The following is a 13,627-nucleotide window of genomic DNA, read 5'->3' as shown; positions in this document are numbered from 1 at the left end:
CAGACTGTTACCAGTGAACAGTAACTTCAGGCTCTGCTGTCCCATATTCTTCTTTTATGCATCCAGTGTACCGACAGGATTGTTCGAGGAATCAACTTGTAAGTGCACGAAACAACTGCTCATTTCATTTACAGCTCTACATTTCATGATGCACTGTCTGGGCTTCAGCATTTATTCCAATGGTTGTGAAAAGCGGACAATACGTCCGCTTCTTTTCCATTCTTATCTTCTGTTCAAACATTCGTTCTATATCATACCCCAGTTTATGGTATTTTTGCAAGTAAAATTTGGTTTTTCTATTTTGTTCAAAATTTTTTTGACACCGCGAACCCGCTTATTTCCTGGCTTTTTTCGGAGTTTTTCAATTTTTCGCAAAAAAAATAAAAAAAGTGCTTGCATTCTCCTGCAAAGTAAGATATACTAAGCGAGTCGGTTGACAAGGCCAGTTGGTCAAGGGGTTAAGACGTCGCCCTCTCACGGCGAAAACACGAGTTCGATTCTCGTACTGGCTGCTTTATTTTCCACAAATTGAATACATATGTTAAGCGAACCGCTTACATGGCCAGTTGGTCAAGGGGTTAAGACGTCGCCCTCTCACGGCGAAAACACGAGTTCGATTCTCGTACTGGCTGCTCTCTTTTCTACAAATTGAATATATATGTTAAGCATACCACTTACATGGCCAGTTGGTCAAGGGGTTAAGACGTCGCCCTCTCACGGCGAAAACACGAGTTCGATTCTCGTACTGGCTGCTAGAAACTTCCGAAGTGATTCGGAAGTTTTTTTGTTGTTTGAATATATTCCTGCCTGGGTTATGCCTTCTCTTTTTGTGCAAAAAGACGCCGCAAAGCGACTTTTTTCGTCAACCTTGCGGCGTCTGGATTCAGACTTTAGAAGTCAGAATCTTAATTCTTTTTACTGAAAATCTTCGAAAGCAAGTGCATCGGCATCAACTTCTGCATTTCTCCATACTGCAATCTCACATTACAATACAGCGGCTTTCCTTATTTTTCCTAATTCACTTTCTTACACTTCCACATCCTCAGCCGGTTCTGCCGGGATGAAGACTCTGGAATTTTCATGTTTCTCTTTTTTCTTTAACACTTCTGCTTTCTCAGTGGCTTCCCTGCAGAACTCCATCTGGGAATTAATCAGAAGCTTGCCTCTCTTATCCTGCTTCTCATAGGTTCCATCAGGCTGAAGAATATGAGCTTTCACATTATCACGGAACTCCAGATCCAGAACATGCTTGATCTCATTCTTGATCTGCTCGTCCTCAACCGGGAAAACGATCTCCACGCGGCGGTCCAGGTTACGTGGCATCCAGTCCGCACTTCCCATATAAATCTCGTCGCTGCCATTATTGTGGAAATAAAAGATACGGCTGTGCTCCAGGAAGTTTCCTACGATAGAACGCACATGGATATTCTCGCTCACACCCGGGATTCCCACTCTCAGACAGCAGATGCCTCGGATCAGCAGGTAAATCTGCACGCCACAGGAAGATGCATGATAAAGAGCTGCAATGATCTTCGGATCACAAAGAGAGTTCATCTTCGCTACGATCATAGCCGGCATTCCCTTCTTCGCGTGCTCTGCCTCTCTCTCGATCAGCTTCAGGAAACGATCCTTCATCCAGATTGGTGCCACGATCAGACGATTCCAGTTCTTCGGCTCAGAATATCCGGAAAGCATGTTAAACACTGCAGTTGCATCCTCGCCGAAGCGCTCATCACAGGTAAAAATGCCGCAGTCCGTATAAAGCTTTGCAGTAGAGTCGTTATAGTTACCAGTTGCCAGATGGACATAACGGCGGATTCCGGTATCCTCACGGCGAACCACCAAAGTAATCTTACTGTGTGTTTTCAGGCCAACAAGACCATAAATAACATGACAGCCTGCTTTTTCCAGCATTTTCGCCCACACAATATTATGTTCCTCATCAAAACGTGCTTTCAGCTCTACCAGAACCGAAACCTGTTTGCCATTCTCCGCTGCCTGGGCAAGTGCTGCAATGATCGGGGAATTTCCGCTGACACGGTACAACGTCTGCTTAATCGCAAGTACATCCGGATCCTTTGCCGCCTGGCGCACAAAATTTACCACCGGATCAAAGCTCATGTATGGATGGTGTAAGAACACATCACCCTCACGGATCACCTGGAAAATATCCTTGCTGGTATCTGCAAATGCAGGCACTACAGCAGGGGTATATTTCGGCTCTTTGTACTGATCAAAGCCATCCTGTCCATAAACCTTCATCAGCATGGTAAGGTCCAGTGGTCCGTTAATATAGAAAATATCCTCTTCTTTAATGTCAAATTCCTTTTTCAGAATGCCAAGAAGTCTGGAGTCCGTCTTATCCTCCACTTCCAAGCGGATCACCTCACCCCACTGGCGCTTCTTCAGCTGCTTCTGGATTTCCACCAGAAGATCCTCCGCCCCGTCCTCATCGATGGAAAGATCCGCATTTCTCATAATACGGTAAGGATGTGCACAAACCACATCATATCCAAGGAAAAGCTTGTCAATATTGCGCTCGATAATCTCCTCCAGAAGGATCACAGTAGTGTCCTCTTTATCCCCGGATGGAATAACAACCACACGCGGCAGTACAGACGGCACCTGGACAGTAGCAAATACCAGTACATCCTTGCCCTTTTTCTTATCCTTCTTGGAGATCAAGGCGCCAATATTCAATGTCTTATTTCGAATCAATGGGAAAGGTCTGGAAGAATCCATTGCCATAGGGGTAAGAACCGGATAAACATTATCCTCGAAATAACGGTCCACATACTCCTGCTGTTCTTCGTTTAATTTCTCGTGCTCCATCACCAGATGAAGCCCCACCTTCTCAAGTGCCGGAAGAAGGGAACGGTTCAGAGTGCTGTACTGGGAACGGACGAGTTCATGTGTCTGGACACTGATCTCCTTCAGCTGCTCTTTTGGTCCCATTCCTGCAATATCTGTTTTCTCATAACCAGCATGAACCTGGTCTTTCAGGGAAGCCACACGAACCATGTAAAACTCATCCAGATTGGAAGATACAATGCTGGTAAATTTCAGTCTTTCAAACAATGGCAGACTTTTATCTCTTGCTTCTGAGAGAACACGGTCGTCAAACTTCAGCCAGCTCAACTCCCTGTTCACAAAATACTCCGGTTTTTCAAAATTTTTCAGATCCATTGTGCCCCTCCTCACACTTTTCTCTTACGTCTGAATACCAGACGGATACCAAATACCTCTTCAAAAAATTCAACTTTATCCATAAGAAGTCCAAGCTCCAGGGAGATATCCTGCTCAGAATCAACTGTAAGAAGCAGAGTTCTGTCCTTCAGCATAGCCTTCATATTCTTTACCTTCTGATAATGGCTGCGATCCATAGCATTTGCAATACGAAGGATTGCAGTCAGCTTGGCGATCAGAAGATATACGGAACGATCCATTCCGACCTCTCCTGCGATCTCGCTGTAATAAACAAATTCTGCGGTATTGTAGCGCACCGCATTTGCTATGATCTGACGTTCTTCTGTGGAAAGTCCAATGATCTCCGTAGCCATAATGATCTGATAGGAGCACTCTGCCACATCTCCCATACTGATATATTTGCCACAGTCATGAAGCTGCACTGCGATCTGAAGAAGCAGGCGCTCTCTGTCTCCCATTCCGTGCACTTTCTTCATGTTGTCAAAAATCGCCAGGGCAAGGTCGGTAGTGCCCTTAATATGATCCTTTCCAGTAGAATAACGTTTGGCAATGTTTCTGGCTGCCACCAGAATATCATTTTCAAAATTGTGTGCACTCTTAATAAAATTCTTCTTTTCCCCGAAATCATAGGCAATACCATCAAGAAGAGATACACCTGGCATCCAAAGCGCTTCTGCATTGAAAAGATCCATAAAATCTTTACAGATAACCATAGTTGGCACAATCAAAGCGGCATACTCCGGATCAATATCCATTTCCTCTGACAGTGAAGTCTCGGTCTTATAAACCGTATTCTCATACCGCTTCTCGAACTCAGCCCGTGTAATAATGTTGTCCTGTCTCTCCTCACGGAAAATAGTCTCAGTAAGAAAATCCCCCATAAGGATCAAATTCTTTATCTCTCGGTCTTTCAGATAAAGACGCTTAAACCCGGTCAGGTCATTACGGATAAACTCCTCCACCAGCTGTGCATAATTCGTATTGGTTTTCTCCAGCTCTTTCAGTCGCTGACGGATACGCACGCTTCCCATTTTCAGGCTCTGGGTGGTTACAAGCGCATCTTTGTCAAACAGGGAAATCTGCAGGTTTCCACCACCCACATCCAGAATAGCGGTTCCTTTCTGGATCATTTTCTTAAAACCATTCTCAATGGCCGCAATAGATTTATAGCCCAGAAAATGCTGCTCGGCATTGCTTAAAACCTCCACATGAATTCCGGTTCTTCTGAAAATCTGTTCAATGATAATCAGCGGATTCTTCATCTCACGGAAAACACTTGTGGTACAGGCGCGGTATTCTTTCACACCGTACTCTGCCATGATTCTCTTAAAGTCGTTAAGTACTTCACAAATAGTATCTACCTTATCCACTTCCATGGTTCCGCCGGAATATACCCCTACTCCAAGATTCAGACGATACCGGATATCGTCCACAGTCCGGAAACCACCCTTTTTGGAAAATTCAAAAATTTTCATGGTGATCTCATAGGAACTGATATCAATTGCCGCAAATGTGGTCACTGCCATACGTTTTTCCCTCCTGCCAAGGATTATTTCTTCTATCTGTGCCTGTAAGTCAGACACAAGCAAAAGCTTTTTCTATTGTACTGCCCGCTTTCGCCAAAACCTAGAGCCTGTTTAAAAAATCATTCCCGCAATCTGCACGCCCCACTTTGCGGGAGATTTCACCCGAATTCGGTTGCACAGGTATAAATTTCAGATAATCTCTGGTATTCTTTTACTGTTCCTCACTTGTTCCCAGAACATGATCAATAAACTGCTGCGCCGTTCTTCCAGTGAGACCGCCGTGAGAAAGCTCCCAGGCGTTTGCCTTCATCAGAAGCTCCTCTGCAGGCATTGTAACACCATAGCGCTCTGCAAGTGTAGTAACAATATTCTGGAATTCCTTCTTATTCGGTGCACCAAAATAAATACGCACGCCAAAACGGTAAACCAGAGAAAGCTTCTCCTGCACAGTATCGGAGGAATGCAGATCTTCATCGTCTGCCACCTCCAGCTTATCCCCGGATTTCTCCCGAACAAGATGACGTCTGTTGCTGGTTGCATAGATCAGGATGTTGTCCGGCTTTTTCTCAAGACCGCCCTCGATCACTGCTTTCAGATATTTATATTCGATTTCAAATTCCTCAAAGGAAAGATCATCCATATAAAGAATAAATTTGTAATTACGGTTTTTGATCTGTGCGATCACATCATTCAGATCCTGGAACTGGTGCTTGTACACCTCGATAATACGAAGTCCTTCGTCATAATAACGGTTCAGGATACCTTTGATACTGGAAGATTTACCAGTTCCTGCATCACCAAAAAGCAGGCAGTTGTTGGCCTTTCTTCCTCTTACAAAAGCCTCCGTGTTCTCGATCAGTTTCTGCTTGGGGATTTCATATCCAACCAGATCATCCAGATTCACATGGGCGATTCTGGTAATCGGTGTGATCACCGGCTTGCCATCCTTGCCATGCTCAATACGAAATGCCTTGTTCAATCCCAGCTTACCTACGCCGAAATCTTTGTAGAACTGCACCATATCTGCCATAAACTCTTCCACTGTAGAAGCCTCTGCCAGTGTTTTGCTCATATCACAGATTCTGTCGCAGATACGCTGGTTGTATACCTTGCTGTTACATCCTGTATTCACATAATTACAGAGAAAATCAGCACAGTCTGTTCCAAACGCACTGTCAAAAACAGCAAGATCAAAGTCATAAAGTTCTTTGAAAATCCCAAAATCATGGAGAGCCAGATGGTTAATGCTTCCCTCCACTACCCCTCTGATCTCGGAAGCGGTACTGAATGCATTCTCGTGATTGACAAGAAGCTGTGTCAGATAAGTGTGCCACAGATTCCCGGAAAACCCATACATTCCTGCCATTTCCACCAGGCTTCCTGCCATATGGAAAAATTCCTCTTTCCGATTCTCAAAGCCTTCTTCACCAGCCTCATAGCTGTTCATCAGTGATGTCATTATGTCCAGTACCTCACCGTTGTCGAAATTGCGGTAAAGGATACATTCTTCTGTTCTTGCCATTTTTGTTTCCTCTCAATTCCATGACGCATTTACGTGTCTCTTCTCCCTTTTGCTGCCCGCACAATTCATGGCAGCATACTTTCGGATATACAGGCTCACGCATTTGCACCGTTTTTCATTTTACTTTTCTTATATTAAAAACAGATAAAATTTTCTTAAATTCTTTGGTTAATTTTAACAATAAATGAAATTGCTGCCACTCTCTGCCTTCGCAGCTATAACCGGCTCTAGAGCGTGTTTGAAAAATCATTCCCGCACGCCCCACTTTGCGGGAGATTTTGCAGAAAGCCTTTTTCAAACACACTCTAATAATTGCCCAGAATTTTCAAATAGCTGGTCTCTGCTTCCATGCCCCGCAGTGCATTCTTTACCGCGCTGTCCCGCAGGTTTCCCTCGAAGTCCACGAAGAAACGGTATTCCCAGGTTTTTCCCGGAATAGGCCGGGACTCGATCTTGGTCATATTCAGACCATTATAGATCATATGGGAAAGTACATTGTAAAGAGTTCCGCTTGCATGACGTGCCTCGAAGCATACACTAATCCTGGAGCTGTTGTTCTCATAAACCGGTTTCTTTGCCAGAATAATAAATCTGGTCACATTGCTGTCATTTTTGCAGATATTCTCTGCCAGAACCTTCAGATTATAAATCTCTCCGGCAGCCCTGCTGGCAATTGCGGCGTGAGTCTTATCCTGATCTGCGCTGACCTTTTTGGCCGCTGCGGCGGTGTTGGTTACGGCTGTGGTTTTCCAATCTCTATGCTCTTCCAGATATTCCTTACACTGGGCGAGCCCCTGAGGATGGGAATATACCCCGGCAATATCGGAAAGCTCAGCCTCCTGCAGGCCAAGCAGTACATGCTCAACCTTCAGGATCTGCTCTCCCACGATAAACAGATTATATTCTGTCAAAAGGTCATAAATATCTGCCACAATCCCAGCTGTGGAATTTTCAATAGGAAGGACTGCGTAATCTGCTCTTCCTGCTGCAACTTCTTCCATGGCATCCCGGAACAGCTTCACATGATAGCTCTCAATGTCTTCCTGAAAGTAGGCGCGCATGGCTCCATAGCTGTAGGCGCCCTCTACCCCCTGGAAAACAACAGTCACATTATTTCTGGGAAGCTGCTCCACCATTTGGAAGTCTTCCTTTTCTTTCGGACCATATTCGGTGAGAAGCTGATACTGACGCTTTCTGCTGATGGCCATGATCTGCTGAAAAAGCTCCTGGGCTCCAAGTTCGTTGAACTCACCGTGCGCTTTTTTCCTGATCTCTTCCAGTTTGGCATGCTCTCTCTCCGGATCCAGCACTTTCTTTCCGGTATGGATCTTATACTCTGCAACCTCCTCGCAGACCTTCATCCGCTTCTCAAAAAGTTCCACCATCTGATTGTCAATTTCATCTATTTTTCGTCTGCATTCCTGCAAATCTGTCATATTGTTTTCTCTCCAGTTTTTGTATTTAATCATGCAAATTCAGCTGCTGCACACTTCAATTTCCACAATGTACTGCCATTACTGTTCACTCCGTGACCAGTAACACGCTGCCATTTCAGTACCTGACACTTATCCGACATATTCTTCCACCGCATTTGTAAGCGCTCCAATAAAGGAAAGTGAACCAAATGCCAGAATCACACTGTTCTCGTCATCTCCTGCACAGGAAAATGCCTTTTCTACAGCATCTTTTATACTTTTTGTACTCTCGGCACTGGAATTATATACCCTTGCCGCCTTCGCCAGTTCCTCTGCCGGCAGTGCACGGGGATTATCCGGTGTCTCTATGGTATAGATTTTTTCTGCAAAATGGGCTGTTTTTTCAAGGACAATCTTATATTCCTTGTCTGCAAAAACCCCCATAATATAGATCAGTTTTTTCCCATTAAAATAGTGCCGGACAGATTCTGCCATCTTGTCGGCTGCTCCGGCATTGTGAGCGCCGTCTACAATAAAAAGAGGCTTTTTATTGATAACCGTAAATCTTCCCTTCCAGCTTGTGTGGAGAAGACCGTCCTTCCGCTGTTCCATGGTAGTAGTCCAGCCAAGTCTGTCCAGTTCTTCAAGGGCGTTTAATGCCAGCACTGCATTTTCTTTCTGGTAAACACCGGCAAGGGAAATTGCAAATTTCTCTCCTTTATAAGAAAAGGTCTGACCGAATACGCTCTCTTTTTCCAAAACAGCCTCATCAGGGTCAGATACCACACAGGGTACATGAAGCTTGTTGCAGGTATCTGCAATCACCTGTGCCGCTTCCGGCTTCTGCTTTGTGGTCACAACCAGGCAGCCAGGTTTGATAATTCCCGCCTTCTTCTCTGCGATTTCTCCAAGGGTATTTCCAAGAAATGACATATGATCCATGCTGATAGAAACCAGCACAGCCAGTTTGGTATTCTTCACAATATTGGTGGCATCCAGATTACCGCCCATTCCGGTCTCCAGAAGGACCAGATCACAATTTTCTTCCTTAAAATATAAAAACGCTGCTGCGGTCTCAATCTCAAAAGGGGTGGGATGATTCATGCCAACCGCTGTCATCTGATCAATTGACCTGGAAATTTCTGTCACATACTTTGCAAAATCTTCCTGTGAGATCTTCTCACCGGCAATCTCAAGACGTTCTCTGTAAGAATAAAGAGTTGGAGATATGTATCTGCCCACTTTATAGCCTGCCCGGGTAAGAGTGGTGTATAAATAAGCAATCACGGAACCCTTTCCATTGGTTCCGGCTACGTGAACATAAGGGACTGCATCCTGTGGATTTCCAAGCCTGTCCAGCATTTCACGCATATTATCAAGTCCCAGCACAGAACCGTATTTCGCCGAATCATCGATGTATGCACGGCATTCCTGATAGTTCATAATAAAAGCTCCTCGTTTATCAAATATCTTTTTCTCTCCATTATAACCTTGCAGCATAAATTTAGCAAGAATGGGAATGTTATTTTTATCATTTTACCCAAGGAGACCAAGCATATGAAAAAATACCCTTTTCTCTTCTGTGGTTTTACTGGCCTGTGTCTGGAGATTCTCTGGACCGGGCTCCATTCCCTGCTCCGGGGAGATGCTTCCATGAAAGGCACTACCTCTCTTCTTATGTTCCCCATTTATGGCTGTGCATCCCTGATTCTGCCTGTATACAAAAAGCTGAAAAGCCTTCCGGCACTTCTGCGCGGCTCCCTTTATACTGCCGGATTTTACCTGGCAGAATTTACCAGCGGTTCTATCCTGCAGGCTTTTCACATGTGCCCCTGGGACTATTCCGGAGTGCCCCATCAGTACAAAGGAATCATCCGTCTGGACTATCTCCCGGTCTGGTTTCTCACTGGACTGTTTTTCGAAAAAATACTTACAAAATCTTCTTGAAAAATCATTCCAAGTAGTATATGATAGGTCGAAGAGATTTTGCGTTACCACTCACAGAAGATCCTTTTTGAAAGAGTTTTCGTGAACCGTAACACTCTACCCCAAAACCACACACTCATAACGGAGGTATATCATGAGACACTTAATGAGTCCGCTGGACCTTAGTGTTCCGGAGCTTGAGAAGCTTCTGGATCTTGCCAGCGATATTGAGAAAAACCCCAAAAAATACGCACATACCTGTGACGACAAACGGCTTGCCACACTTTTCTATGAGCCAAGTACCCGTACCCGTCTCAGTTTTGAAGCTGCTATGATGAACCTTGGCGGTAAGGTTCTTGGTTTCTCATCTGCAGATTCCAGTTCCGCAGCGAAAGGGGAAACTGTTGCCGATACCATTCGTGTTGTTTCCTGCTATGCAGATATCTGTGCTATGCGTCATCCCAAAGAAGGTGCTCCGCTGGTAGCTTCTATGGTTTCTAATATTCCTGTTATCAATGCCGGTGACGGTGGTCATCAGCATCCAACCCAGACTCTTACAGACTTACTTACCATCCGTTCCTTAAAGGGACGTCTTGACAACATTACCATCGGTCTGTGCGGAGATCTGAAATTCGGACGTACCGTTCACTCTCTGATCGAGGCGCTGGTTCGCTACAACAATGTTAAATTCGTACTGATTTCTCCGGAAGAGCTTCGTATTCCCAGCTATATCCGTGAAGACGTACTGAAGAAGAACAACATCGAGTTCATAGAAGTAGAACGTCTGGAGGATGCAATTCCGGAGCTTGACATTCTTTACATGACACGTGTTCAGAAAGAGCGTTTCTTCAATGAGGAAGACTATGTTCGTATGAAGGATTTCTACATACTGGACAAGCAGAAGCTTTCCCTTGCAAAGGATGACATGTACATTCTTCATCCGCTTCCTCGTGTTAACGAAATTTCTGTTGAAGTGGACAGCGATCCGAGAGCTGCATACTTTAAACAGGCCCAGTACGGTGTATATGTTCGTATGGCCCTGATTCTTACATTATTGGAGGTGGAACTGCCATGTTAAATGTTGGAGCACTTCGTGAAGGTTTCGTATTAGACCATATCAAAGCCGGCAAGGCTATGACTATTTATCATGACCTGAAGCTTGACAAGCTTGATTGTACCGTTGCGATCATCAAGAACGCAAAGAGTAATAAGATGGGCAAAAAGGACATCATCAAGGTTGAGTGCCCGATTGAAGATCTGGATCTGGATATCCTTGGTTTCATTGATCACAATATCACCGTAAATATTATTAAAGATGAGAAGATTGTTGAGAAAAAAGACCTTCGTCTTCCGAAGCAGGTTGTAAACGTAATCAGATGTAAGAATCCCCGCTGCATCACTTCCATTGAGCAGGGACTGGATCAGGTGTTTGTTCTGGCAGATGAGGAGAATGAGGTTTACAGATGTAAATATTGTGAGGAGAAATACTCCGGTCACAGAAATAAGTAAGTTGTCTCTGTAAATTATTGGTTTTTATAACAATATTGATATTTTATTGTGGAAGCTGAATACAGCTTCCACTTTTTTGTAACAGAAAATTCCGGTGAAATTTCCTGTCCATCTGGTCGCATCCTCGCGGAGCGTTTTTTGCTTTATCGGAACATTACGGAGTAATTTCCTATAAAGCAAAAAACCTGAGAAAATCCAGCAGAACTGAATCTTCCCAGGTTAAATATCATATTGTATGATACAATCCGATTCTTAAATACGCAAGCAGACCGATAAGCCGGGTTATGTCGTTGAGTGATCATCTGTCTAGGCCTTCCGTTGCCGAAAGGCTCAAGCGACCTACCTGAAAGCACGACGGGCCGCCGTATCGCTTTCTGCTCGGTCTTGCTTCGAATGGAGTTTACATGTGCCCGGCCTGTTACCAGGACGGCGGTAGTCTCTTACACTGCCTTTCCACCCTTACCATGGCAAGCCATGGCGGTTTATTTCTGTTGCACTGGTCTGGGAGTCGCCTCCACCGGACGTTATCCGGCATCCTGCCCTGTGAAGCCCGGACTTTCCTCGTCTGAACCCTTTCGTCTGTCCAGCCGCGATCACCTGGCCTGCTTGCGCAAGTGCTATTTTAACATTATTGCTTTAAGATGTAAAGCACTATTTCTCATTTCTTCCTGCCGTATAACCTGTTAAGGTTGCGGTAAACGGAGTAAACAGTAACCCTCAATTTCTTACAAGCACATCTGCATCATCAGGTGTTAAAACAGCTTCCCCCTATAAATTCTCTTAACAGGGAATTATTAGGCACTTCCTCGCTTGGCACAGCTACAAAATAATCAAAAAATTTCAGCAGCCTGTTTGCCTCCAGATATTCCGGCTCCTCTTTGGAAATTCCGAAGAGAAGAGGCTCTGCGTATACCTTCAGACATGCCAGTTCATAGATCAGTGCCGAGTTAAACATAACATCCGCTTCTTCCTGGTATGGAAAAATATTTTTCTCCTCGCCGCGTCTTACAGAGGGCCATCTTGCAATGGTCTCGCTGGCTGAGGTTCCTCTGGTTCTTGCATCCCGGACGATTCTGCGGATCAATCTGCCGTCCGTGGTAGGAATCCGGTTGTGTTCATCAATGTTCAGCTGGGTGAGGGCACTGATATAGATTTTGAACTTACTCTCCTTCGGAAGCGCGTAGCTTAATTTGTCGTTCAGGCCGTGGATTCCCTCAATAACAAGGATGTCTTCCTTCCCTAGCTGGAGAAAATCGCCTTTATATTCTCTCTGCCCGGTCTTGAAGTTGAACACCGGAAGTTCTATTCTCTCTCCATTAAGAAGTGCCAGCATATCTTTGTTGAACTGCTCCACATCAATGGCTTCCAGACACTCGTAATCCTTTTCCCCGAATTCATCCAGCGGGGTATGCTCTCTGTTTACAAAATAATTGTCAACAGCAATGGGATGTGGCTTCATTCCATGTGCCGCCAGCTGAATGGAAAGCCTGTGGGAAAAGGTAGTCTTGCCAGAGGAGGACGGACCGGCGATCATAACGAACTTCTTGTTTCCAGCCTCCACGATCTGCTCTGCAATTCTGGCAATTCCAGACTCCTGGATGGCCTCCTGCATAAGAAGGATCTTCTGTATCCCCTGGGAAACGATCTGGTCATTCAGCTCACCTACTGTGGAGATTTCCAGCTTTCTGCCCCACTCTTCAGAATCCTTCTGCACCTGGAAGATTTTCTCCTGGGGCTGGAATTCCGGAAGCACATCCGGAGTCTTAGCCTCCGGCAGAATCAGCACAAAGCCTTCATCATACAGCTTCAGGTCAAAATATGGCACATAGCCGGTATCGTAAGCCATTGCCCCATAATAATAGTCCTCAAAATTCTCTATGCTGTAAATATTCACCCTGGAAACCCTGCGATAGCGGAACAGCTTCTCTTTATCATACATTCTGTGATGATGAAAAAGTGCAATCGCTTCATCCGTTCCTACACTTCGTTTCTTCACCGGGATTTTCTGCTCCACCAGCTCTGTCATCCGCTTCTTTACCTGGTCAAGAAATGCCTGATCCAGCTTCTGTTCTCCTTCCATGGTAAAGTAAAAACCGCTTCCTACAGAATAATGAAGCACCACTTTATCTACTTTTTCTTTGCCTGCAAGATCGTAAATTGCCTTTAAAAGCACCAGACATGCAGTTCGCTTATAGGTTTTATTTCCAATGCTGTCTTTTGTGGTGACCAGCCGGACTTCACCGTCCCGTTCTGCTTTTTTATGAAGCTCACAGATCTTGCCTCCTGCAATTACAAGAATAACAGGGGCCGGGCTGGTCTTTTCGTACGCTTTTACAACTTCTTTATAGGTAATTCCCATGGGAAACTCTCTGGTTTCCCCATTGATTGTAAGTTTCACTGCATGATCCATAAAATCTCCTTTTCTGATCCGAAAGACCAATTAGGCTAAACATAAATCACATTTACCAAAACCAAACAACATTATTCTGACAACTCATTTTATCTCCGGGCGGACATCATCT

General features: G+C 44.8%; 9 protein-coding genes, 3 tRNA genes and 1 other RNA gene. 6 read left to right on the top strand and 7 right to left on the bottom strand.

Annotated features, from left to right (window positions below; genetic code table 11):
• Positions 1-440 precede the first annotated feature (440 nt).
• The 3 genes from ABHC48_RS11445 (at position 441) to ABHC48_RS11435 (ending at position 752) form a co-directional block, all read left to right on the top strand.
• A tRNA-Glu gene (locus ABHC48_RS11445) sits at positions 441-512 on the top strand.
• Between the two features lie 48 nt (positions 513-560).
• Positions 561-632 (top strand) — tRNA-Glu (locus ABHC48_RS11440).
• A gap of 48 nt (positions 633-680) precedes the next feature.
• Positions 681-752 (top strand) — tRNA-Glu (locus ABHC48_RS11435).
• Positions 753-1,026: 274 nt separating this feature from the next.
• Here ABHC48_RS11435 and ABHC48_RS11430 read toward each other — a convergent pair.
• The 5 genes from ABHC48_RS11430 to ABHC48_RS11410 all read right to left on the bottom strand — a co-directional run bounded on the left by ABHC48_RS11430 (position 1,027) and on the right by ABHC48_RS11410 (position 9,113).
• The gene (locus ABHC48_RS11430; protein WP_347505537.1) at positions 1,027-3,186 is read right to left on the bottom strand and encodes an RNA degradosome polyphosphate kinase; all 2,160 of its coding nucleotides are present in this window, start codon (positions 3,184-3,186) and stop codon (positions 1,027-1,029) included.
• Positions 3,187-3,197: 11 nt separating this feature from the next.
• On the bottom strand, positions 3,198-4,733 hold the full coding sequence (locus ABHC48_RS11425) for an HD domain-containing protein (protein WP_195379399.1): 1,536 nt from the start codon (positions 4,731-4,733) through the stop codon (positions 3,198-3,200).
• Between the two features lie 211 nt (positions 4,734-4,944).
• Entirely contained in the window at positions 4,945-6,255 is a 1,311-nt protein-coding gene (locus ABHC48_RS11420) for an ATP-binding protein (RefSeq protein ID WP_195379400.1), read from the bottom strand.
• A gap of 305 nt (positions 6,256-6,560) precedes the next feature.
• Positions 6,561-7,691 (bottom strand): prephenate dehydratase, encoded by a 1,131-nt coding sequence (pheA, locus tag ABHC48_RS11415; protein WP_173771832.1) that lies wholly within the window; start codon positions 7,689-7,691, stop codon positions 6,561-6,563.
• A 129-nt stretch (positions 7,692-7,820) separates the two neighbouring features.
• Entirely contained in the window at positions 7,821-9,113 is a 1,293-nt protein-coding gene (locus tag ABHC48_RS11410) for a folylpolyglutamate synthase/dihydrofolate synthase family protein (RefSeq protein WP_173735392.1), read from the bottom strand.
• Positions 9,114-9,227: 114 nt separating this feature from the next.
• Here ABHC48_RS11410 and ABHC48_RS11405 point away from each other — a divergent pair, with 114 nt between their 5' ends.
• From ABHC48_RS11405 to ABHC48_RS11395, 3 genes are all read left to right on the top strand, one after another.
• Positions 9,228-9,617 (top strand): hypothetical protein, encoded by a 390-nt coding sequence (locus ABHC48_RS11405; RefSeq protein ID WP_118578700.1) that lies wholly within the window; start codon positions 9,228-9,230, stop codon positions 9,615-9,617.
• Positions 9,618-9,750: 133 nt separating this feature from the next.
• Positions 9,751-10,674 carry an aspartate carbamoyltransferase gene (gene pyrB, locus ABHC48_RS11400; RefSeq protein ID WP_195379401.1) on the top strand — a complete coding sequence of 308 codons (924 nt, stop codon included), beginning with the start codon at positions 9,751-9,753 and terminating at the stop codon, positions 10,672-10,674.
• Complete coding sequence (locus ABHC48_RS11395) at positions 10,668-11,105, top strand: aspartate carbamoyltransferase regulatory subunit (RefSeq protein ID WP_118578704.1); 438 nt, start codon at positions 10,668-10,670, stop codon at positions 11,103-11,105. The genes pyrB and ABHC48_RS11395 overlap by 7 nt, the downstream gene beginning before the upstream one ends.
• A 257-nt stretch (positions 11,106-11,362) precedes the next feature.
• On the opposite strand, the gene rnpB is transcribed toward ABHC48_RS11395, so the two are convergent.
• Positions 11,363-11,714, bottom strand: an RNA gene (rnpB, locus tag ABHC48_RS11390) — RNase P RNA component class A.
• Between the two features lie 136 nt (positions 11,715-11,850).
• Positions 11,851-13,515 carry a nucleoside kinase gene (locus ABHC48_RS11385; protein WP_347505533.1) on the bottom strand — a complete coding sequence of 555 codons (1,665 nt, stop codon included), beginning with the start codon at positions 13,513-13,515 and terminating at the stop codon, positions 11,851-11,853.
• Positions 13,516-13,627 lie beyond the last annotated feature (112 nt).

Origin of the sequence: Ruminococcus sp. 1001136sp1 (assembly GCF_039841815.1) — a bacterium.
In the GTDB taxonomy this organism is placed as follows: Bacteria; Bacillota; Clostridia; order Lachnospirales; family Lachnospiraceae; genus Blautia_A; species Blautia_A faecis.
The sequence above is the reverse complement of the archived record's forward strand: the minus strand, read 5'-3'. Positions and strand labels throughout refer to the sequence as shown.